The 22,135-nt window shown below is 71.1% G+C and carries 19 protein-coding genes; 4 read left to right on the forward strand and 15 right to left on the reverse strand.

What is annotated here, in order from left to right; genetic code table 11:
• Positions 1-85: 85 nt before the first annotated feature.
• Positions 86-805 (reverse strand): 16S rRNA (uracil(1498)-N(3))-methyltransferase, encoded by a 720-nt coding sequence (locus F3H32_RS05775; protein ID WP_149765015.1) that lies wholly within the window; start codon positions 803-805, stop codon positions 86-88.
• 16 nt (positions 806-821) lie between these two features.
• Between F3H32_RS05775 and ubiA the strand changes: the two genes are divergently transcribed.
• The 3 genes from ubiA (at position 822) to F3H32_RS05790 (ending at position 4,477) form a co-directional block, all read left to right on the forward strand.
• A complete protein-coding gene (gene ubiA, locus F3H32_RS05780) occupies positions 822-1,778 on the forward strand; it encodes a 4-hydroxybenzoate octaprenyltransferase (protein ID WP_149765016.1) in 957 nt (318 codons plus the stop codon).
• Positions 1,779-1,840: 62 nt separating this feature from the next.
• Entirely contained in the window at positions 1,841-4,120 is a 2,280-nt protein-coding gene (locus tag F3H32_RS05785) for an OmpA family protein (protein ID WP_223191354.1), read from the forward strand.
• 30 nt (positions 4,121-4,150) lie between these two features.
• Positions 4,151-4,477, forward strand: a complete 327-nt coding sequence (locus F3H32_RS05790; RefSeq protein WP_149765018.1) for a hypothetical protein — start codon at positions 4,151-4,153, stop codon at positions 4,475-4,477.
• Here the strand turns inward: F3H32_RS05790 and F3H32_RS05795 are convergent.
• From F3H32_RS05795 to F3H32_RS05845, 11 genes are all read right to left on the reverse strand, one after another.
• Entirely contained in the window at positions 4,474-5,331 is an 858-nt protein-coding gene (locus tag F3H32_RS05795) for a TerB family tellurite resistance protein (protein ID WP_149765019.1), read from the reverse strand. The genes F3H32_RS05790 and F3H32_RS05795 overlap by 4 nt on opposite strands.
• Positions 5,328-5,588 (reverse strand): hypothetical protein, encoded by a 261-nt coding sequence (locus F3H32_RS05800; RefSeq protein ID WP_223191355.1) that lies wholly within the window; start codon positions 5,586-5,588, stop codon positions 5,328-5,330. Before F3H32_RS05800 ends, F3H32_RS05795 begins: the two co-directional genes overlap by 4 nt.
• Positions 5,589-5,851: 263 nt before the next feature.
• Complete coding sequence (locus tag F3H32_RS05805; protein WP_149765020.1) at positions 5,852-7,036, reverse strand: amino acid aminotransferase; 1,185 nt, start codon at positions 7,034-7,036, stop codon at positions 5,852-5,854.
• Positions 7,036-7,896: a 3-mercaptopyruvate sulfurtransferase gene (sseA, locus tag F3H32_RS05810; protein WP_149765021.1), complete on the reverse strand. Its 861-nt coding sequence runs from the start codon at positions 7,894-7,896 to the stop codon at positions 7,036-7,038. The genes F3H32_RS05805 and sseA overlap by 1 nt, the downstream gene beginning before the upstream one ends.
• A 66-nt stretch (positions 7,897-7,962) precedes the next feature.
• Positions 7,963-8,433, reverse strand: a complete 471-nt coding sequence (gene smpB / locus F3H32_RS05815; RefSeq protein ID WP_115757137.1) for an SsrA-binding protein SmpB — start codon at positions 8,431-8,433, stop codon at positions 7,963-7,965.
• A 98-nt stretch (positions 8,434-8,531) separates the two neighbouring features.
• The gene (locus F3H32_RS05820) at positions 8,532-9,956 is read right to left on the reverse strand and encodes an inorganic phosphate transporter (protein ID WP_149765022.1); all 1,425 of its coding nucleotides are present in this window, start codon (positions 9,954-9,956) and stop codon (positions 8,532-8,534) included.
• Positions 9,953-10,423 (reverse strand): NUDIX hydrolase, encoded by a 471-nt coding sequence (locus F3H32_RS05825; RefSeq protein WP_149765023.1) that lies wholly within the window; start codon positions 10,421-10,423, stop codon positions 9,953-9,955. The genes F3H32_RS05820 and F3H32_RS05825 overlap by 4 nt, the downstream gene beginning before the upstream one ends.
• On the reverse strand, positions 10,420-10,851 hold the full coding sequence (arfB, locus tag F3H32_RS05830; protein ID WP_115757371.1) for an alternative ribosome rescue aminoacyl-tRNA hydrolase ArfB: 432 nt from the start codon (positions 10,849-10,851) through the stop codon (positions 10,420-10,422). The genes F3H32_RS05825 and arfB overlap by 4 nt, the downstream gene beginning before the upstream one ends.
• Before the next feature lie 66 nt (positions 10,852-10,917).
• On the reverse strand, positions 10,918-12,969 hold the full coding sequence (gene pbpC, locus F3H32_RS05835) for a penicillin-binding protein 1C (protein WP_149765024.1): 2,052 nt from the start codon (positions 12,967-12,969) through the stop codon (positions 10,918-10,920).
• Positions 12,970-13,104: 135 nt separating this feature from the next.
• Positions 13,105-14,283 carry a YcjF family protein gene (locus F3H32_RS05840; RefSeq protein ID WP_149765025.1) on the reverse strand — a complete coding sequence of 393 codons (1,179 nt, stop codon included), beginning with the start codon at positions 14,281-14,283 and terminating at the stop codon, positions 13,105-13,107.
• 9 nt (positions 14,284-14,292) lie between these two features.
• On the reverse strand, positions 14,293-15,660 hold the full coding sequence (locus tag F3H32_RS05845) for a YcjX family GTP-binding protein (RefSeq protein WP_149765026.1): 1,368 nt from the start codon (positions 15,658-15,660) through the stop codon (positions 14,293-14,295).
• Positions 15,661-15,758: 98 nt separating this feature from the next.
• Here F3H32_RS05845 and hrpB point away from each other — a divergent pair, with 98 nt between their 5' ends.
• Positions 15,759-18,170, forward strand: coding sequence for an ATP-dependent helicase HrpB (hrpB, locus tag F3H32_RS05850; protein ID WP_149765027.1), 2,412 nt, complete (start codon positions 15,759-15,761; stop codon positions 18,168-18,170).
• 196 nt (positions 18,171-18,366) lie between these two features.
• Here hrpB and fmt read toward each other — a convergent pair whose 3' ends face one another.
• The 3 genes from fmt to F3H32_RS05865 are packed head-to-tail and all read right to left on the reverse strand — an operon-like array spanning position 18,367 to position 21,787.
• Positions 18,367-19,260: a methionyl-tRNA formyltransferase gene (gene fmt, locus F3H32_RS05855; RefSeq protein ID WP_149765028.1), complete on the reverse strand. Its 894-nt coding sequence runs from the start codon at positions 19,258-19,260 to the stop codon at positions 18,367-18,369.
• A 26-nt stretch (positions 19,261-19,286) separates the two neighbouring features.
• A complete protein-coding gene (locus tag F3H32_RS05860; protein WP_149765029.1) occupies positions 19,287-20,165 on the reverse strand; it encodes a dienelactone hydrolase family protein in 879 nt (292 codons plus the stop codon).
• Positions 20,150-21,787: an alpha/beta hydrolase gene (locus tag F3H32_RS05865; RefSeq protein ID WP_149765030.1), complete on the reverse strand. Its 1,638-nt coding sequence runs from the start codon at positions 21,785-21,787 to the stop codon at positions 20,150-20,152. Before F3H32_RS05865 ends, F3H32_RS05860 begins: the two co-directional genes overlap by 16 nt.
• Between the last annotated feature and the right edge of the window lie 348 nt (positions 21,788-22,135).

Consider the following 22,135-nt stretch of genomic DNA (forward strand, 5'->3'; position numbering starts at 1 on the left):
CCTGCGGAAATCCGGCTGCGGTGCAACATCCTGTTGTCAAAGGCGCTATTTTCGCAGGAAGCTTGCACGATTCGAACGGATTCGTTCAGCGCCAATCGCCCAGGGCCGCCTGCCACAACGCCATTGACGCAACGGCCGCCGTGTCGGCGCGCAGGATGCGCGGCCCCAGCGCCACGGGGGTGACGCAATCCATCGCCGAAAGCCGGTGGCGCTCGGCCTCGGACCAGCCGCCTTCGGGGCCGATGAGAATCGCCCAAGGCCCCGGCGGCAGGGCCGACAGCACTTGCGCGGGGCCGGCCAGCGCCTCGTCGGCCCACAGGATGCGCCGCGCCGCGTCCCAGCCGTCCAGCAGCCTGGGCAGCGGCGCCAGGTCGCAGACCTCGGGGACAAAGGTGCCGCCGCATTGCTCGGCCGCCTCGACGGCATGGGCCTGCAAGCGGTCCTGGCGGATACGCTCGGCATTGGTATGGTCGGTCTGGACCGGCAGGATGCGGGCCGCGCCCATCTCGGCGGCCTTTTCGACGATGAAATCGGTGCGCGCCTTCTTGATCGGGGCAAAGACCAGCCACAGGTCCGGCGGGTTCAACTGCGGCGCCGTCTGCCGCAGCGCCGTCAGCGCGCCCTGGCGCTTTGCCAGCCGCTCGATCCGCGCCAGCCATTCGCCGTCCCGCCCGTTGAAGACCAGGATCTCGGCCCCCGGCGCCTGCCGCATGACCGCCGACAGGTAATGCGCCTGGTCGGGATTCAGCCCGACGCCTTGTCCCTGGGCCAGCGGGTGATCTATGAACAGTCTGATTTTCGCCATGATGGGGCGCAGCCTAATGCAGACAGACCGTCAGACGCCAGAGGGCACAAGCACTGTCGCCGACGCGCCGCCCGACAATTGGGTGGACCGCCATGCCCCCCCGGACTGGAGGCCGTGGCTGCGCCTGTCGCGCGCCGACCGGCCGATCGGCACCTGGCTGTTGCTGCTGCCCTGCTGGTGGGGCATCGGGCTGGCGATGATGGCCGACGGGCCGGAATGGCGCGACCTGTGGATCGCGGTCGCCTGCGGCGCGGGCGCGGTGCTGATGCGCGGCGCGGGCTGCACCTGGAACGACATCACCGATCGCGACATCGACGACAAGGTGGCGCGCACGCGGTTGCGGCCGATCCCCTCGGGGCAGGTCACGGTCCGGGGGGCGCTGGCCTGGCTGGTGGCCCAGTCGCTGGCCGGGCTGGCGCTGCTCTTGACGTTGGGCGGGGCGGCCATCGCGCTGGGCGTGGGCTCGCTGGCCCTGGTGGCGATCTATCCCTTTGCCAAGCGCTTCACCTGGTGGCCGCAGGTGTTTCTGGGCCTGGCCTTCAACTGGGGCGTGCTTCTGGCCTGGGCGGCGCATATGGGCAACCTGGCCCCTGCGCCGGTGCTGGCCTATCTGGCGGGGATCTGCTGGACGATCTTTTACGACACCATCTATGCCCATCAGGATGCCGATGACGACGCGCTGATCGGCGTCAAATCCACCGCCCGACTGTTCGGGGCCGACACGCCGCGCTGGCTGGCGGGCTTTGGCACCGCCTCGGTTCTGCTGCTGGGGCTGGCGGTGATGGCGGCGGCGCCGCAGGGGCTGGGGCTGACGCTTGGCCTGCTGGGCGTCGTGGGCTTTGCCGCGCATCTGGCCCGGCAGTTGTGGCGGCTGAAGATGACCGACAGCGCCACCTGCCTGCGGCTTTTCCGCAGCAACCGCGACGCGGGGCTGCTGGTTGCGCTGTTTCTTGCCTTGGCGGGGCTGGTCTGATTGCGAAAATCCGGCGCAGGGATTACATGCGGCGGATCGAAAAACAGCCCGAAGGTTCCTGGATGGCCAAAGCCCAGCGATCCGCACCCAGATCCGCACGGCGCGGCCCCGTCCTTGCCGTCAGCCTGGTCGCCCTTGTCGCGGCGGCGGGCATGTCCTTTCTGGGCGCGCGCGCCGGTGCGGACCTGGTCGAGACCCGCACCGTCCGAAACATGCACAGCGCCCTGGCCGATTTCGAATGGGTCGAAATCGCCACCGACGGCTTGCAGGTCCGTCTGGAAGGCGTCGCCCCGGACGAGGTGCAGCGGTTTCGCGCCCGCGCCCAGGCCGAAGCGCTGGTCGGCCCCGAGCGGGTCGTCGACAGGATGCAGGTCGTTGCCCGCGCCGAACTGGCCACCCCGGCCTTCGAGGTCGAGCTTTTGCGCAACGAGCAGGGCGTCTCGATCATCGGGCTGGTGCCCGCCAGCCTGGACCGCGCCCGGCTGGTCGAGCGGTTGAAGCGCCAGACCGGCGCCGTCCAGGTTTCGGACCTGATGGAGGCCGCCGATTATCCGGTTCCCGCCGGCTGGCAGGACGCCTTTGCCTTTGGCCTGAAGGCCGCGCAGATGGCCGGCCAGGCCAAGGTCTCGATCGCGGCGGGCAAGGTCTCGGTCCGCGCGGTCACCGCAAGCCCGCGCGAAAAGGCCGTGCTGGAGGCGGCGCTGAACCGCGCCAAGCCGGCGGATGTCACGCTGGCGGCCACGATCACCGCGCCGCGCCCGGTGATCGCGCCCTTTACCCTGCGCTTCGTCAAGGATGATGCCGGCGCCCGCTTCGACGCCTGCGCCGCCGATGACGAAGCGGCGCGCGAGCGCATCCTTGGGGCCGGGCGTGATGCCGGCGCCTCGGGCGACTTGCAATGCACGCTGGGCCTGGGCGCGCCATCGTCCCGCTGGGCCGATGCGGCCGTGCCGGCCATCCGCGCCGTGGCGGCGCTGGGGGCGGGTTCGGTCACGATTTCGGACGCGGACGTGGCGCTTATTGTGCCGCCGCAGGTCGAGGCGGCGGCCTTCAACGAGGCAGCCGGCCGGCTGGAGGCGGCGCTGCCCCCGCCCTTTACCCTTGGCGCGCGGCACGAAACCTCGGGCCAGGCGGCCGCGGCCGGGCCGGCCGAGTTTTCCGCCGTGCTGGCCCCCGACGGGCTAAGCCTGCGCGGCCGCATCGCCGATGAACGCATGCGCGATGCTGTCGAAAGCCTGGCGCGGGCGCGCTTTGGCCAGGTGGACAGCGCGCTGCGCAGCGATGCCTCGGTTCCCGATGGCTGGACGCTGCGCGCCATCGCCGCGCTTGAGGCGCTGGACGGGCTGGAACGTGGCGAAGCCCAAGTGACAGGCGATCTGGTGCGCATCAAGGGGGTTTCCGGCAGCCAGACCGCCTCGGACGTGGCGGCGGCGCGGCTGGCGCAGCGGCTGGGCGCGGGCGCGCGCTATGAGCTGGCGATCCGCTATGACCGGCGCAAGGACCCGCTGCTGGGCCTGCCATCGGGCCGGGAATGCGTGGACCGGCTTAACGCCGCAATGCAGCAATCCGAGATCGGCTTCGAGCCGAACAAATCGGTCATCGCCGGCGATCCTGCCCCGACCCTGGCGCGGCTGGCCGAGACGATGGCGCTATGTTCGGATTTCCGCATCGAGATCGGCGGCCATACCGATTCGCAAGGCTCCGAAGGCTTCAACGCCGAACTGTCCCGCGCCCGCGCCCAGGCGGTGCTGGGCGCCATGGCCGAGGCGGGGATCGTCATCGCCAACCTGACCGCGAAAGGCTATGGCGAAAGCCGGCCCATCGCCGACAATGACACCGATGCCGGGCGCGAGGCAAACCGCCGCATCGAGTTCCTGCTGCTGGCCGAAGAGCCGGTCGTCACCGTGGCGCCGGCCCCGGCCGAACTGGTCAAGGGCGTGACCGACAGCCCCGAGGCGGTGGCCGCGCGCGCCGCCGCGGCCGCGCTGCATGCCGCCACCGCGGCCATAGGTCCGGCCCTGGGTGTGCCCACCGACCCGCAGATGGCGCTGTTCGCCGCGACCCAGCCGGTGCGGTTGCTGGCGTCGGGGGCCGATCCCTTGCGCGTGGCCAGCCAGCCGGCGCAGCAGGCCGGCCTGCCGGAACTGCCGGCGGTGCGGGCCGCGACCCTGCCGGCGGCAAGCTTGCTGCCCCAGGCGGCAGGCGGTCCCGTCGACCCCGCGCTGGCCGCCACCCGGCCGGCACAGCAGGCGCTGGTCGGCGCCGCGATAGCGGCCGGAACCATGCCCTTGCGCGATGCCCTGCATGTGAACCGGCCCCTGCCGCGGCCCCAGACGCCGTGACCCGCAACCCCTTGCCGTGAAGTCATCCGCATGAACCGCACCGAATTCATCATCGCCATCGCGATCGTCCTGTTCGCCGCCTTCATGCTGGGCTGGTTCGCAAGCTGGCTGGTCCACCGCCTGTCCCGCGTCACCCGCGCCGAGATGGGCGAGCTGGAAAGCATGGCGCAGCAATTGCACGAGGCCGAGGAGGAGCGCGGCCGCGCCGTCGCCGAACTGGAAACGCGCGAGGCCGACCTGGTCGCGCGCCTGTCCACCGCCGAGGCGGAACTGCGCGCCACCCAGGGGCAATTGCGCGAAAGCCTGACCGAGATCGAGGAATTGCGGGACTATATCGACCGCAAGCTGGGCCGCTAGGTCTTGCCTAGGCCGAACTTGCTGCCGATCCAGCCCGCCGCCGATGATGCCGCCGCGACTGTCCCCGAGGCCGCGCGACCGACCGAGGCGCGGATCGAATTCTGTTCGTCCAGCGCCCGCAGGATGCGCTCGATGGCCATGTCCTCGCGCTCGTCCAGCTTGCCATCGGCCTGGGCGATCTCATGCAGCAGCACCTTGATCTCCTGCTGGATGGCGGTGAACTTGCAGTCGGGGTTGGCATGGACGAATTCGGCCAATGCCTGGGTCATCTCGGCCAGCCGGGATTTCTCGGCGTTCTCCTGCAAAAGCATCAGGGCATGGCCGACGTAATCCGCGTCATAGCCCCAGTCGTGGATGAAGTAATCTCGGATGACGGCGACCTCGCGCGGGTCGACTTGCCCGTCCATCGCCGCGACCTTCAAGGACAGCGATCCCATCAGGTCCAGCATCGAGGCGCCCAGCAGGTCGATGGGGGTGTTCAGGAACCGGGGCACCACCTCGACGCGGGAATCCTCGTAGCCCTTGAAGAGCCGCGTCACCCCGTAATAGGCGCCACCGCTGACAAGCGCCGCGGCGATGACCCAGCCCACCAGAGTCGCCGCACCCCCGATACTCAGGACGCCCATCAGTCCCGACTTGGCAAAGAAGGTCGACGCGACGGCCCCCGATTGCGCGATACCGGCCCCGGTAGCCGCGGCGCCACCCAGGTCCGACAGGCTGCCGATGGTCTTGCCGAGTTTCACCGAAGCAAAGGCGTCCTCGCGAATGCCCAGCCGGGCCTTGAACTTCAGGTCGTTGGCGATGACGCGTTTCACGTCGGCGAATTCGCCGATCTGGTCCTGTTCCGTTGTCATGCCACGACCCCGCTTTTGAAGGCCGCGAATTGCTGGGCCATGCGGTCCATCGCATCTTTCATCGCGTGCTCGCGGATGTCCTCTATCGCGCCGGCAGTAAGGCCGATCAGCAGCAGAAGCTTGTTCAGTATCAGCGTAAGAACCGTTCCGACCCCAAGGGGGATCGCACCTATCACCGCTGTCAACGCCAGCGCGACGGCCACGCCCAGGGCGGTATTGGGAATCGTCTGCGCCAGCCACATGGCGATGCTGACCATGCGTCGGCCGATGGCGACCACGACCTCTCCGACCTTCACCGTGAATTGCGCCAGGTCGTAAAGCAGCGCCTTGAGGTCGGCAGACAGGGCGGAACGAAACTCTCTGACATTGTAACCTCTTGAACAGCCGTGCCTACCCCAGTTCTAGGCAGCAGGCTCGCGTCTGGCAACTGGATTGTCGTTGCGCCTGGCCTGTCCTGATCGGCAGGTTGGAATGAAAAAGGGCGCCGTTTTCGGCGCCCCCCTGCGGTGGTTGCGGTGGCTTACACCCCCACCTCGATGATGGCGCGGGCCAGGACCGGGATGGTGTCCTGGTTCAGCCCGGCGATGTTGATGCGCGAATCGCCCACCATGTAGATGCCGAAATCCTGCTTGATGCGCTGGACCTGTTCCGGCGTGGCGCCAAGGCGCGAGAACATGCCGCGATGCCGGGCGACGAAGTCGAAGCGGTCCGAACCCGAAAGGTCGCGCAATTCGGCCGCCAGTTGTTCGCGCAGGCGCAGCATGCCGCTGCGCACGGCTTCCAGTTCCGCCATCCAGTCGGCGCGCAGATCCGGGGTGCTTAGCACGGTCGAGACGATCTTGGCGCCGTGGAAGGGCGGGAAGGAATAGGTCTGCCGGTTCAGGAAGGCCATGGCGCCCTGGGCCAAGTCGCGCGTCGCCGCATCGGCGCAAAGCGCCAAAAGGCAGCCGGTGCGTTCGCGGTAGATGCCGAAATTCTTGCTGCACGAGGCGGCGACCAGCACCTCGGGCAGGCGCGAGGCGATCAGCCGGGTGCCGGCCGCGTCCTCTTCCAGCCCATCGCCGAAGCCCTGATAGGCCAGGTCGATCAGCGGCAGCGCCCCGGTGTTTTCCAGGATCGAGGCCACCTCGGCCCATTGCTCCGCCGTCAGGTTGGCGCCGGTCGGGTTGTGGCAGCAGCCGTGCAGCAGCACCACGTCGCCCTTTTTCGCCTGGGCGATGTCGGCCTTCATGCCGTCGAAATCGACGCCGCGGGTCCCGGCGTCGAAATAGCGGTAGGTCTGGACCGGCAGGCCCATGAAATTCATGATCGAGATATGGTTGGGCCAGGTCGGATCGCTGACAAAGACCCGCAGATCCGGGTTCGCCATCCGCGCCAGTTCCAGCGCCTGGCGGATGGCGCCGGTGCCGCCGACCGTGGCCAGGGTCGCGGTGGTTTCGGGTTTCAGGCCCTGGCCCAGGATCAATTCGCCCATGGCCTTGTGGAATTCGGGTTCGCCCGACAGGCCGGCATAGCTTTTGGTCGTCTCGGACTCCAGCATGCGCTGTTCGGCGGCGTGGACGGCGCGCATGATCGGGGTGTGGCCGGTCGGGTCCTTGTAGACGCCCACGCCCAGGTCGATCTTGCCCTGGCGGGGATCGGCCTTGAATTCACCCATCAGGGCCAGGATCTTGTCTGCGGCCTGCGGTTTCAGATTGCCCAGCATCACGCGTCTCCGGTTGCGATTTTAAGGTCGGGGAAGTTGCCCCATTCGGCCCAGCCGCCGTCATAGAGCGAATGGTCGCGGTGCCCGATGCGTTCAAGCGCCAGGAACAGCGAGGCCGCCGTCACCCCCGAGCCGCAGGTGGCGATGACGGGCTTGGACAGGTCTACGCCGGCGGCCTGGAATTCGGCGCGCAGCGCGTCGGGGGATTTCATCGTGCCGTCCGGGCTGTAAAGCCGGGCGAAGGGCAGGTTCCTTGCGCCGGGGATATGGCCCAGGCGCAGGCAGGGGCGCGGCTCGGGCGCCTCGCCGCGGAAACGGTCGGCGGCGCGGGCATCGACGATCTCGTGATCGGCCAGCTTGCTGGCGGCGGCGACCTGGGTCACGTCGCGCACCAGGCCCGCCTGGCGCTGCACGGTGATGTGGCGGTCGCGCATGACGGGGGGCATGTCCTCGGTCGGGCGGCCTTCGGCCAGCCATTTGCCCAGGCCGCCGTCCAGCACCGCCACGTCCTGCTTGCCCATCAGCTTGAAGGTCCACCAGACCCGCGCGGCCGAGCGCATGGGCGAATTGTCATAGACCACCACCTGATGGCCGTCGCCGATGCCCATGGCGCGCATGCGGCTGATGAACATTTCCGGCTGCGGTGCCATATGCGGCAGTTCGCTGCGCTTGTCGGCAATCGCGTCGATGTCGAAGAAGCGGGCGCCGGGAATATGGGCGGCCATGTATTCGGCCTGCGCGTCGCGGCCCGGCTCCAGGAACCAGGTGGCGTCGATGACACGCAGGTCGGGGTCGTTCAGATGGGCCGCCAGCCAGCCGGTCGAGACCAGCAGTTTCGGATCCTCGGAATCGGTGGACATCAGCCTTCCCTCGCGCATGCGCAGAAACGACACCGATGTAACCGCAGCCGCGCGGGGCGGCAAGGCTTATCCCTGCTTCAGCAAACGCTGTTTTTGCCGGTTCCAGTCGCGTTTCGCGTCGGTTTCGCGCTTGTCGTGGTTCTTCTTGCCCTTGGCCACGCCGATCTTCAGCTTTACCTTGCCGCGGTCGTTGAAATACATCACCAGCGGCACCAGCGTCATGCCTTCGCGCCCGATGGCCTGCCACAGGCGGGCAAGCTCCTTGCGCGAGACCAGCAGCTTGCGGCGGCGCCGTTCCTCGTGCCCGAAAACGCCGGCCTGCTTGTAGGCGGCAATATGGGCGTTGATCAGCCACAGCTCGCCCTGTTCCACCGAGGCATAGCTTTCGGCGATGTTGGACTGGCCGGTGCGCAGGCTTTTCACCTCGGACCCGGTCAGCACGATGCCGACCTCGAGATCGCTTTCGATGAAGTAATCGAAGCGCGCCCGGCGGTTCTCGGCGATGATCTTGTAGTTGGGGTCGGATTTCGTGGCCATGATCGCGCAGAGATAGGGCGGCGGGCCGCGGCTGTAAAGGCCGGGCTGCGGCAGGGCCGGCGGGGCGCGCGGCCGCGGCGGCGATTCGCGACGCCAGGTCAGAGCCCGGCGAAGCGCACCATGGCCGCGGCCAGCGCCGCCGCCGCCGGAACCGTCACCAGCCAGGCCCCCAGGATCATCCGCATGTAAGAGCGGCGGACCAGATGCCGGCGGCGGCGTTCCTCGGCGGGCAGGGGCGGGCGGTTCGCCGCCAGCCGGCGGTCGCGCCATTCCCGGTAGAAGCCGACGCCGAACACGCCGCCCACCGCGACATGGGTGCTTGATACCGGAAGCCCCAGAAGCGAGGCGCCAAGCACCGTTGCCGCCGTCGCCAGGGACACGCAAAGCGCCCGCGCCGAGTTCAGCCGCGTGATCCGGCTGCCGACCATATGCACCAGCCGCCGCCCGAACAGCAGCACTCCCAGCGCGATCCCCACCCCGCCCAGCAGCAGCACCAGCCGGGCGCGCAGGTCGCCGCCGCCCCCGGCCGACAGGCTGTCGAGGATGATGGTCAGCGGCGCCGCCACGTTCGAAGTGTCGTTGGCGCCATGGGCGAAACCCATGACCAGCGCCGCGGCCGCCAGCGGCACGGCCAGCAACTGCTTCATCGCCAGCCGCCCGCCCGCCCCGGCGCGGGCCTGCTGCCGCAGCCGGCGGCGGGTGTAAAGCCAGCCTAGCGCCCCGCAGGCCAGCGCCAGCGCCGCGTTGGCCGCCAGGCCGGTGCCGTGCCAGGCCAGTTCCGCCACGCCCGCCAGCATGGCCGAGGCAAGGCCCACGACCACCGGCATCCAGGTCCGGGCGGCGGCGACGCGGTCCCGCCGGTCCATGACCAGCCGGCGCAACAGGGCCAACAGCCCCGCCGCCATCAGCGCCGAAACCAGCGGCGAGACGATCCAGCCAAAGGCGATCATGGCCATGGCCGGCCAGTTGACCGCGCCCAGGCCAAAGGTGGCCAGCCCCGCGCCCGCGATGGCGCCGACCACCGAATGCGTGGTGCTGACCGGCGCGCCAAGCCAGGTCGCCAGGCTGATCCAGCTTCCCGCTGCCAGCAGCGCCGCCAGCATCATCCGCGCCGTCGCCTCGCCCTCGCCCAGGGTGCTGCCGACCAGCCCTTCGGTCAGGGTGGCGGTCACGGCGCTGCCGGCGACGACGGCGCCCAGCACCTCCATGCCCGCGACCAGCAGCAGGCCGCTGGTCATGCCGATGGCCCCGGCGCCGACCGCGGGCCCCAGGGCGTTGGCCACGTCGTTGCCGCCGATCGACAGCGCCAGATAGGCCGCCACCGCCATGCCGGCCGCCAGGATGCCAAGCGCGGGCTGCCCGGCGAAAAGGCTGGTTCCGACATAGCTGGCGGCGGCGATGAAGATCAGCGCCAGCCCGATCCGCCACAGCGGGCGCGCGGAATGCAGCACCGCGCGCTCGGCATGGGTGACGCGGCGCAGGTCCTTGTCGAGCGTACGGTATTCGCGGGGTTCGCGCCTCATGCCGGCGGGGGCCGCTGGGCCGCGGCGGGCAGGCGGCGCAGGATCTGCTTCAACCCGGTCTCGGCCACCAGGCGGGCGGCCTCTTCGGGCGCGAACCAGCGGCGCAGGCGCTCTTGCGACTCGGGGAATTGCGGCTCCAGCCGGTCGACGTAAAGCGGGAATACCCGCACCTCGATGGGAATGGCAAAGCCGCGATCCTGGTCCTTGTCATAGCGATAGCGGCCGATCTCGGCCGGGGCGATGCGGCCTCGGACGCCGGCCTCTTCCCAGGCTTCCTGCCCGGCGGCCTCGGCCAGGCTGCGGCCGGCCATCGGCCAGCCCTTGGGCACGATCCAGCGCCCGGTGCCGCGGCTCGTGACCAAAAGCACCTGGCCCGTCTGCTCGTCCAGGCACAGGGCGGCGACCTGCATGTCGGCCGGATGGCGGCCCAGCAGCCGCGCCAGCCGGTCGCGAAAGGCGACGATCATGCCGGATCCTCCGCATCGCGGATGCGGCCGCGCATCGCCTTTACCGTGCCGCGCTGGGTCTTGGCGGCCAGCCTGCGGCGCTGGCTGCCCAGCGTCGGCCGGGTGGCGATGCGCTTGCGCGGCGCCACCAGCGCCTGGCGGATCAGCTCGGCCAGCCGCTCGCGCGCGATTTCGCGGTTGCGGGCCTGGCTGCGGGTTTCCTCGGCCCGGATCAGCAGGGCGCCGTCCTGGGTCCAGCGCCGCCCCGCCAGCCGCTTCAGCCGCGCCTTGACCGGCGGGGCCAGATGCGGCGACCGCTCGGCCTCGAAGCGCAGCTCGACCGCCGTCTCGACCTTGTTCACGTTCTGCCCGCCCGGTCCCTGTGACCGGGTGAACTGTTCGGACAATTCCCATTCCTCGATGGCGATCTGGTCGGTGATCTGAAGCATGCAGCGAATATGTCGCAAATCCCCGCCAATAAAAGGCCAAGCCGGCCATAGCCCGCGCAAATAGCGTCAGTGCAGCCGGATTGCCGCAGTCGCCGAGGCACCCAGGGCGTCAAGCACCGTCACTTCGGCAAAGCCCGGACCGGGATGGGGCAGGCTGGCCACCGGCTGCGGCCGGGCGATGGCGACAGGCGCGCCGTTCACCAGAAAGGTCCATGGCCCGCGCCCGCCCCGCGCCTTGGCGGCCAAGGCGCCCTGGGCGTCGATCTCGGCCCCGTCGGGCGGATAGGTCAGGCGCAGCGCATCCGGCGCGGCCGGGCCGGAGGCGGCGGCGCTGGCCTCGCCCGGCGCGGAAAAGCGGCGCAGGGCCAAAGGCAGGGCGCTGTTGGGCACGGTCAGCGCCTGCGGCGGCGGCGGCGCCAGCGCCACCCCCGGCAGCGCGTCGAACAGGTCGAACAGCACCGGCGCGGCCAGATCGCCGCCAAAGGCGCCGGGCACGGGCGTGCCGTCCGGTCGCCCCAGCCAGACCGCCCCCACATGCGCGCCGTCATAGCCCACCGCCAGCGCATCGCGATGCCCATATGAGGTCCCGGTCTTATAGGCCAGCGGCCGCAGCCGGGCGCCCTGCGGGGCGGGGTTCTGGGCCAGGATATGCCCGACCTGCCAGGCGGCGACCGGGCCGAACATCGCCGCCGCCCGTTCCTCGCTGCCCCCCGGCAGGGCCGAAAGCGTGACCCCGCGCCCACCGCGGGCCAGGGCGGCATAGCCTTGGGCCAACCCCTCCAGTGTCACGCCCGTGCCGCCCAGCACCACCGCCAGGCCGGGCGCGTCGCCCGGCAGGCGCAGGTCCATCCCGCCGCGGCGCAGCGCCTGGGCGATGCGGTTCGGCCCCACGGCCTCGGCCAGCTTCACCACCGGGATGTTCAGCGACCAGATCAGCGCGTTGCGCAGGCTGACGGTGCCGCGGAAATGATGGTCGAAATTCTGCGGCTGCCAGCGGCCGAACACGGCCGGCCTGTCCTCGATCAGCGTCTCGGGATGGGCCAGACCGTCGTCGAAGGCCAGCCCATAGACGAACGGCTTCAACGTCGATCCGGGGCTGCGCCAGGCCCGCGCCATGTCCACGAAACCGGCCGATGCGCCGTCGGTCCAATCGGCGGCGCCGACCTCGGCCAGGATCTCGCCGGTGCGGTGATCGGCCAGCACCACGGCGGCAGACAGCCGCCGCCCGGCGCCTTGCACGGCGCGCGCAGCCAGCGCCTCGGCCCGGCGTTGCAGGCGCGGGTCGATGGTGGTCTCGATCCGCAGGGCGCCGGGGTGTTCGCGCATCAGCCGCGCGGCCAGCAGCGGCGCCAGCGCCGGAAAGGCGCGCCGCACCCGCGGCACCGGCTCGGCCATCGCGGCCCGCGCATCGGCGGCCGAGATCAGCCCGGCCCGCGCCGCGCGCGCCAGCACCCGGTCGCGCGCCAGCTTGGCCGCCATTGGAAAGCGATCCGGCCGCCGCGTCTCGGGCGATTGCGGCAGCGCGACCAGCAGCGCGGCCTGGGCCGGCGACAGCCGCCGCGGTTCCTTGCCGAACCATTGCAGGCTTGCTGCCCGAATGCCCTCGACATTGGCGCCATAGGGGGCAAGGCGCAGATAAAGCGCCATGATCTTTGGCTTTTCCAGCCGCCGTTCCAGCGCCAGGGCCAGCCGCATCTGCCGCAGCTTGCCGGCCCATTGGCCGGTCGGCCCCGCCTCGACCAGGCGGGCGACCTGCATGGTCAGGGTCGAGCCGCCCGAAACCACCCGCCCATGCCGCAGCGCCTGCCGGCCCGCGCGCAACAAGGCCCAGGCGTCGACGCCGCCATGGTCCTGAAAGCGCCGGTCCTCCCATAGCAGCAGCATATCCACGAACAACGAATCGACCGGCCCCGCATCCAGCCGCCAGCGCCCGTCCGCGACCTGGAAGGCGCGCAAAAGCGAACCGTCGCGCGCCACCACCTCGACCCCCACCGGCACGTCCAGCCGGGGCAGGGCGGTGGCATCGACCCAATCGTCAAGCCGGTCCCGCAGCCCCGCCCCGATCCCCAGGACCAGGACGGCAGCCATCAGCGACAGGGCAAGGCGGCGCGCTCTCATGACCCATCAATACGCCAGCCGCGAAGGATAGAGAACGCGGCTTCTTCGTTCCCCAGATACCCCGGCACCGGCGACGCAGGCCCAAGGCCCGCTTTCACCGTTTTCCAAATACTCCTGCACCGGCGCATCCCGGACCTACTTCGCCTCTTCCTCGCCGAAAAGCCCCTTCAGCCCGCGCGCGATCAGGTTGCCCACGCGCGGCCGCGGCTGGTGGATAAAGGGCAGCGGCCGGCAGACCTCCATTGCCGCGATGCCGACGCGGGCGGTCAGGGCGCCGTTCACCACCCCCTCGCCGAAGCGGCGCGAGACCTTGGCCAGAAGCCCGCCCCCGGCGACGGTGTGGATCAGGTCGTCGCCGGCGGCGACCGCGCCGGTGGCGATCAGATGCGTCATCACCGTGCGCGCCAGCCGCCAGCCGCCGACGGCGCCGGCGCGGCCGCCATAGATCTCGGCCATGCGGCGGATCATCCGCAGGTTCGCGGCCAGCGCCGCGATGACGTCGACCAGGGCCAGCGGGATCAGCGCGGTGGCGGCGGCGACGGTGCGGGCGGCGGCCTCGATCTCGCGCCGGGCCTCAAGGTCCAGGGCCGCCAGCAACTCGGTCTCGGCCAGGGCGATCAGCGTCTGGGCATCATAGGCATCGGGTTTGCGCTCGCGCAGGCGCGTGAGGCCCCATTCCAGCTCGGGCCGGGCGCGATAGAGGCTCTCCATCCGCGCCACCACCTGCTGCGCCGCCCCAAGGTCGCTGGACGCCAGCGCCGCCCCGGCGTCGAGGCTGATGCCGTCGATGGCGGCAAAGCGCGACCAGGCCCGGTATTCGCGCCAGGCCATCCCCAGGGCGGCCAGGCAGAACAGCACCATCAGCGCGATGCCGATCCAGCCCAGCAGCGGATAGCTGTTCAGCAGGTCGGTCAGATAGCGCAGCGCCGCCACCGACAGCAAAAAGGTGAACAGCGCCACGCCGCTATTGATGAAGAACCGCGTCAGCCGCGACGGCCCGCGCCCGACCAGCCGCGCGACAAGCTGCATGGTGCGCGGCTGCGGCAGGGGCAGGGCACCCCCGCCGTCGATCATCGGCGCGTCGGCGGGCGAGGGCGCGGGTTCGCCCTCGCGCCATTCGGCCCGCGGCGCCTTGCGGTCGCGCTGGTCGGGGCGGGTCGGGGCCGCGGCCAAGGGATCGGGCCGCGCCGATCCGCCGGGGGGACTCGGGGCGGCGCCCGATGCCGGCGCGGGGCTGGCGGCCGCGGCCTGGTCGCCCTGCGCCTCGCCCAGTTCCAGCAGCACCGGGCCGCGGCGTTTCGGGGGTTCAGCCATGGCGCCCTCCTACAGCCTGTCGCCGATCAGGAACTCGGCCGCGCGGTCCAGCCGGATATGCGGCGGCCCGTCGCCCGGCCGCAACGTGCCCGGCGCCGGGGCGAAATTCATGATCGCATAATCGCCGTCCAGCCAGCGTGCCGCGCCCTGGCTTGCCGGCACCAGCAGTTCGGCCGGGTTGGCCGGCAACTCGCCCGGATAAAAGGCCGCCTGCCGCCCGTCCATCAGCGTGCCGCGCACGGCGGGCAGTTCCTCGCCGTCCTGGCGGATCACCTCTTCGGTGGTGGTGCGCAGCGAGGCGATGGCCATGGCCTCGGTCCGCGCGCCGGAAAAATCGGCGCGGTCGCGCGCCTCGCGCAGCATGGCGGCGGTGATCGCGGTCAGGCGGGGGTGCTGGATGTGGTGCAGGTGGTCGGCCTTGGTCGCGGCAAACAGGATGCGCCCCACCCGGCGCGAGCCCAGAAGCTGCGCCAGCCAGCCCGCCCGGCCGGGGCGAAAGGCGGTCAGGATGTCGGCCATGGCGCGGCGCATGTCCTCGACCGCCGGCGGGCCGGCATGGATGGCGCCCAGCACGTCCATCAGCACCACCTGCCGGTCGATGCGGGCGAAATGGTCGCGGAAGAACGGCTTCACGACCCGCGCCTTGTAGGCGCCGAAGCGACGCGCGAATTCGCGCCCAAGGGGCGTCGCCCGCATCTCATGCGGCAAGGGCGTGAAGGTCAGCGCCGGCGAGCCCTCCAGTTCCCCCGGCATCAGGAAGCGGCCGGGGGTGCAATCCGACCAGCCCGCCTCGCGCGCCAGGTGCAGGTGGCTTGTATAGGCCGCGGCCAGCGCCTGCGCGGCAGCCTCGTCAAAGCGCCCCGGATCGGTGGCGGCCAGCGCGGCGCGGAACGCCTCGGCCCCCGGACGGACGGCCATGCGGTCCAGCACCTCTTGCGACCATTGGTCGAAATCCTTGTCCATCAGCCGCAGGTCCAGAAGCCACTCGCCCGGATAGTCGACGATATCCAGATGCAGCACCTGCTGGCCGCGCCAGCCGGCGATCAGTCCGCGCGGCTGGATGCGCAGCGACAGGCGCAGCTGGCTGACATGGCGCGTGCCCTCGGGCCAATGCGGGTCGGGGCCGGTCATCGCCGCCAGGTGGCGTTCGTAATCGAATCGCGGCACGGTATCGTCGGGCTGCGGCTGCAACCAGGCGGCTTTCAGCGAGCCGTCGGCGGCCGCCCGCAGCGCCGCCATGCGCCCGCGGTCCAGCAGATTCGCCACCAGCGAGGTGATGAACACGGTCTTGCCGGCCCGCGACAGCCCCGTCACCCCCAGCCGGATCACCGGGTCGGACATGCCCAGGCCCTGCATCAGATCGTCGGCGATACCCATTCCGTCCCTCGCTTTGGCCGGGTCAAGATAGGCAGGCCGGCGGCGGATGTGTAGGGGCAGGTCTTTTCGCCTGGGCGACGCTTTGCCATAAGGCGGGAATGCAACTGCCCATCGACGCCGTATTGCCTGACCTGACCGCCGCGCTGGCCGCCCATGGCCGCGCGGTGCTGATGGCGCCGCCGGGGGCGGGCAAGACCACGCGCGTGCCCCTGGCGCTGTTGCCCGCCATCCCCGGCCGCATCCTGATGCTGGAGCCGCGCCGCCTGGCCGCCCGCGCCGCGGCCGAGCGCATGGCCCAGACGCTGGACGAGCCGCTGGGCCGCACCGTCGGCTATCGCATCCGCGGCGAGGCGGTGGCGGGCGCCCGCATCGAGGTCGTGACCGAGGGCATCCTGACCCGGATGATCCAGTCCGACCCCGAGCTTGCGGGCATCGGCTGCGTGATCTTCGACGAATTCCACGAACGCAGCCTGAATGCCGACCTGGGCCTGGCCCTGGCATGGGAGGCGCGGCAGGCGCTGCGCCCCGACCTGGCGCTGCTGGTGATGTCGGCGACGCTGGATGCCGAGCCGGTCGCGGCGCTGATGGACGCGGCGCCGGTCATCCGCTCCGAAGGCCGGGCCTTTCCGGTCGAGACGCGCTGGCTGCCCCGTCCGCTGCCCGCAGGCAGCCGGCTGGTCCCCGAGGCGGCGCGGCTGATCGCGGATGCCGAGGCGGCGACCCGCGACATCGGCGGCACCATCCTGGCCTTCCTGCCCGGCGAGGGCGAGATCCGTCGGGTGCAGGCCATGCTGGACGTCCCGGCCGAGGTGCTGCCGCTTTACGGCGCCATGGATTTCAAGGCGCAGCGCGCGGCCCTGCAACCCCAGGGCGGCGGGCGGCGGCGGATCGTGCTGGCGACCGCGATCGCGGAAACCTCGCTGACCATTCCCGACGTGAAGGTGGTGGTCGATGCCGGCCGGGCGCAGCGGGCGCGCTTCGATCCCGGCTCGGGCATGTCGCGGCTGGTGACGGAACGCGTCAGCCGCGCCGAGGCAGAACAGCGCCGCGGCCGCGCCGGCCGGGTCGCGCCGGGCCTCTGCTACCGGATGTGGGCGCGGGCCGAGGAAGGCGCGCTGCCCGCATTCGCCCCGCCGGAAATCGCCGTGGCCGACCTGGCGGGCCTGGCGCTGGAACTGGCGATCTGGGGTTCGGACGGGCGCGACCTGGCCTTCCTGACCGCGCCGCCCGAGGCCGCGCTGGCCGAGGCGCGGGCGCTTCTGCGCGATCTCGGCGCGCTGGACCGCGAGAATCGCATTACCGACCACGGCCGGCGCCTGGCGCCGCTGCCGCTGCATCCGCGGCTGGCGCATATGCTGGTCACCGCCGGGCGCGATGCCGCCGACTTGGCGGCGCTGATGGCCGAACGCGATCCGCTGACCGGCGCGCCCGCCGACCTGGCCCTGCGCCTGGCGGCGATCCGCGACCTGCGCGCCTATCAGGACCGGCACCCCTGGCCGGCCAACCCCGGCACGCTGCATCGCATCCGCGACGAGGCCAAGCGCCTGCGCCGCATGGCGGGCGAGGGCGCGGGCCTCTCGCCCGGCGCCATGGCGGCGCTGGCCTATCCCGACCGCATCGGGCAGCGCCGCAAGGGCGAGCAGCCGCGCTATGTGCTGTCGGGCGGCAAGGGCGCCGCGCTGCCCGAAGGCGACGCGCTGGCGGCGCAGCGGCTGATCGTCGCCACCGACCTCGACGGCGACACGCGAGAGGCGCGCATCCGCATGGCCACCCCCGTGACCGAGGAAGAGATCCGCGCCCTGTTCCCCACCCGCATCGAGACCGCCGAACTGGTGGAATGGTCGCGGCGCGAAAACCGCATCCTGGCCCGCCGCCAGGAACGCTTCGGCGCGCTGGTGCTGGCCGACCGGACGCTGGACGATCCCGACCCGCAGGCGCTGGCCCGCGCCGCATTCGAGGGGCTGCGCGCGAACGGGCTGACATGGAGCCCCGGCGCCGCCCGGCTGCGGGCGCGGATCGCGCTGCTCCCGGAACTCGGCCCGGTCGATGACGACAGCCTGCTGGCCGATCCCGACTGGCTGCTGCCTTACCTGGGCAAGATGCGGACGCTTGCCGACCTGCGCGGACCGGACCTGGCCCAGGCGCTCAAGTCGCGCATCGGCTGGGACGGCCAGCGCCGGCTGGACCAGGCGGCGCCGGCGCATTTCGTCACGCCGCTCGGCCGCAAGGTGCCCATCGACTACGACCACGAAACCCCCTCGGTCGAATTGAAGCTGCAAGAGCTCTTCGGCCTTGCCCGCCACCCGATGGTCGGCAACCGGCCGCTGCGCATCACCATGCTGTCGCCCGGCGGCAAGCCCGTCGCGGTGACGACCGACCTGCCCGGCTTCTGGGCCGGCGGCTATTGCGATGTCAGAAAGGACATGCGCGGCCGCTATCCGCGCCATCCCTGGCCGGAAAACCCGGCCCAGGCCGACCCGACCACCCGCGCCAAGCCGCGCGGCACCTGACCATTTCACCGTTTCCCAAATACTCCGGCAACCGCGCAATCTGGACCGGCCGCCGCCGCCCAAGCCGCAAGGCCGGCACGATCATCGCCCCGCCGATCAGCCAGGCGATGCCCCAAAACCCCGCCGCCGGCATCAGCGCCAGCAAAACGCCGCGAACCATCAGCAGCAACCGCAACCTGCGGCGGATCTGCTACAATCAGCCCAGCCGCTCGGGCAGGGCCATGCCGCGCAGCACCTCGGCCGCCGGCATCGGGCGCTTGCCCTCGCGCTGCGCCTCCAGAACCTCGACGGCGCCATCGCCGCAGGCGATGGTAAAGCCCGCCAGCACCCGGCCCGGCGCGCCCGAACCGGCGGCCGGGCGCGAGCGTAGCAGCTTCACCCGCTCGTCCCCGATCAGGCACCAGGCGCCGGGAAAGGGCGACAGGCCGCGGATCTGCCGGTCCACGGCTGCGGCCGGCCGGCTCCAGTCGATCCGCGCCTCGGCCTTGTCGATCTTCTGGGCATAGGTCACGCCCTCGGCCGGTTGCGGCCGGGCGGGCAGGGGCAGGCGGTGCAAGGTCTCGACGATCAGCGCCGCGCCCATCTCGGCCAGCCGGTCGTGCAGCGCGGCGGTGGTATCCTCGGGGCCGATGGCGGTGCGCGCCTCGGCCAGGACCGGGCCGGTATCCAGCCCCGCCTCCATCTGCATGATGGCGACGCCGGTTTCCGCGTCGCCGGCCAGGATCGCCCGATGGATCGGCGCCGCCCCCCGCCAGCGCGGCAGAAGCGAGGCGTGGATGTTCAGGCAGCCGAAGTGCGGCGCCGCAAGCACCGGCGGCGGCAGGATCAGCCCATAGGCCGCCACCACCGCCACGTCGGCGGCAAGGGCGGCGAAATCCGCCTGGTCCTGCGGCGCTTTCAGCCGCTCGGGCGTGCGGACGGGCAGGCCCAGCTCCTCGGCGGCACGATGGATGGGTGAGGGGCGGGGCTTCTGCCCGCGCCCGGCCGCGCGCGGCGGCTGGGAATAGACCGCGACGACCTGGTGCCGCGCCGCGATGGCCCGCAGCGCCGGGACCGAGAAATCGGGTGTGCCCATGAAGATGACGCGCATCGCTGCCCTCCGTTGTCCTTGCGGTCTCATATCCTGCCCGGCCGCGGGGAAAAACCCAGCATGAAGCTGCGGATGTCGCGGGTGGCCCGCGCCCGCGCCTGCGCGTCGAACTCCAGCGGCGACAGCAAGGACCGTTCGCGCTGGTCGAAACCGTGATTGATGCCGGGATAGGTGGTGACGGCCAGATGCGCGCCCTGCGCGACCAGATCCTTGGCCATCTGCCGGCAATCGGCGGAATCGGTGATCGAATCCAGCTCGGCCAGCAACATCAGCCCCCGCACATGGCCGGGCCAGGGCCCGCCTGCCGCGCCGTTCAGCAACCCGCAATAGGGATACAGCAGCACCACCGGCCCAAGCTGCGCCGCCAGGCTGCCCGGCGGCGCAGGCCAGGCGGTCAGGCCGGGCGGCGGCTCAGCCCCGCCCAACTGGCGCAGCAGCTCCATCACCGTCCAGCCGCCATGCGAGGCGCCAAGCAGCGCCACGTCCGCGCCGTCGATGCCCGGCATGTCGCGCAGCGCCGCCAGCGCCACGGCCAGGTCGCCCGCGCGTTCGGCCCCCGGCAGCACCTGCCCGGCGCAGATCGCGCGCCAGGTCTGCGCCTTGTCCAGCAGCCGCGGCGCGTGGCTGTCCAGGATCAGCGCCGCCCGGCCCATGGCCAGGAACTGCCGCGCCCAATGGTCCATGTTGTCATGCACCCCGTCGCAGCCCGACAGCAGCACCGCGGCGGGATGCGGGCCGGGACCATCGGGGCGCAGGATGCGCCAATGCGGCTTTAGCCGGGTCAGGCGTTCGGCCGGTGTCTCGGTCGCGGGCTGCCAGCCGGCATAGTTGCGCGCCGTGTTCAGCCCCAGCGCCAGGGCCGCCAGCCCCAGCAGCGCCAGCACCAGGATCAGCCGTTTGCGCATCCCGGCCGCTCCTCCTGGCCGCAGATCGCCTTGAGCCTTTCGCTATCAGCGGCCGTCCAGCCCTCGGGCGCGGTGACGGCGGCCCAGCCGTCGATATAGTCGCGGGCGTGATAGCTATGGCCAAAGCCCGGCGGCGCCGAGGTGGAAACCAGCATGTCCACCGCCAGTTGCAGCTGCGTCACCACCGGGGTGAAGCGCAGCCGGGGCGAGACGTCGGGCGCCAGCGGCTCGCGCATCCATTCCGGCGCCCGCCACAGCGAGGCCGGGTCGTAGAACACGATCGGATCGCTGGCATATTGCAGGAACAGGATGCGCAGCCGCCCCCAGGGCCGGCCCGAGCGATCGGGCGGCGCATATTGGCTGGCATAGCGGATCACCTCGTCCTCATCCAGTTCGGGCAGGACGAAGCGGCTGCCGGGCCGGCGCGCGTCATTGGCCTGCCGCCACAGGGTCGAGGTAAAGGGCGGACCCACCCAGAACGCACCCGCCACCGGCTCGTTCATCATCTGGAACGGGTTGAAGGCATACATGGACGACCAGGCGCCCAGCGAGATGCCGTGCAGGTAAAGCCGCGGCCGGCGATCCGGCGGCAGGCCACGCCAATGGTCATAGACCGCGCGCATCAGCGCCGTGGCCTGGTCAAGGCCGGATGCGGTCTCGAAGATCAGCGCCAGCGGGCTTTGCAGATAGGAATATTGCACCGCCGCCGTCGCCACGTCGCCGCCATGCATGTATTCCAGCGCGTCATAGCTCGCGGGATCCATCCAGCCGGTGCCGGTGGGGCTGGCCAGCACCAGAACCTTGCGGTCAAAGGCGCCGACGCGCAGCATCTCGTCCAGCGCCACCTGCGCGCGGATCTCGGGGTCCTTGTTCTGGGCCAGGCCGACATAGATGCGCAGCGGTTCCTTGGCCGGGCGGCCGGTAAAGCCCGAAATGGCGGCGGCGCGCGGCCCGCCCAGCACGAAGTCGCGCCCCGGCTTGCCCATCAGTTCCCAGTCGATGCCGGACGCGACCGAACCCGATTGCCAAGGCTCGGCGGGTGGCGGCATGCTGGGATCGGTCAGGTGCTGGGCCGCGGCATAGGAGCTGTCGGCGATGCGCATCGCCCCGTTCACCACCCCGTCGCGGGTCAGCGTCACCACGATCAGCGCCGCCAGCAGCAGGCCCAGCACATTGGCGCTGCGCGCGGGAATATAGCGCGCCAGCCGCAGCCGCAGCAGGTCGAACAGCGCCTGGATCGCCTTGCCGATCACGAACAGCGCCAGGAACACCGCCAGCGCCAGGGCCAGCATCTTGGCGGTGTTGTTGACCTCCAGGTCGGCCATGCCCATGCGGGCGCGGATGCTGTTCTGCCATTCGCCCGACAGGATCACCCCGCGGCCCAGCAGCACCAGCACCGGCACGGCCAGCACGGCATGGGCGATGCGCGCCGGCCGGCCGCGCAGCACCGGCAGTTCCAGCGCCCGCCACAGCGCCAGCAGGAATTGGGTCGCGACATAGCCCGCCGCCATCGACGCCCCGGCCAGAACCCCCTGCATCAGCCAGTCCCGCGGGATCAGCGACGGCGTAAGCGAGGCGGCCATGAACAGCAGGCCGGCAAGAAGGGGCAGCACGGAAAACATCTCTGTCCTGTCGCCCCTTGGGCTGGGCCCGCGGCGGCGGGCGGGTTTCGGCGGCAACGGCAGGGTTCTGCGCGAAAGGCACGTTCCCCTTGGCCCGCCGGTGGCAAGGTTAGGGGCGCGGCGCGGCAAAGAAAAGCGCCTGCCGTCGCGATCCCCTTCCCGCGCTCCCTCGCCGCACCCGGCTCCTTGCGTGCAGAATGCCCGAGCTTCACCCGCTGGTGAAAGCGGGTCTGGGCTTCGCCGCGCGCAGAAAAACCCTCGTCCTCCATCGCCGCGCCGGCGGGCAACTGCCCCGGCCCCTTGCGCAGAAAGCCCTTTCACCGTTTTCCAAATACTCCTGCGGCCTTG

Source organism: Paracoccus thiocyanatus, assembly GCF_900156255.1.
Lineage (GTDB): Bacteria > Pseudomonadota > Alphaproteobacteria > Rhodobacterales > Rhodobacteraceae > Paracoccus > Paracoccus thiocyanatus.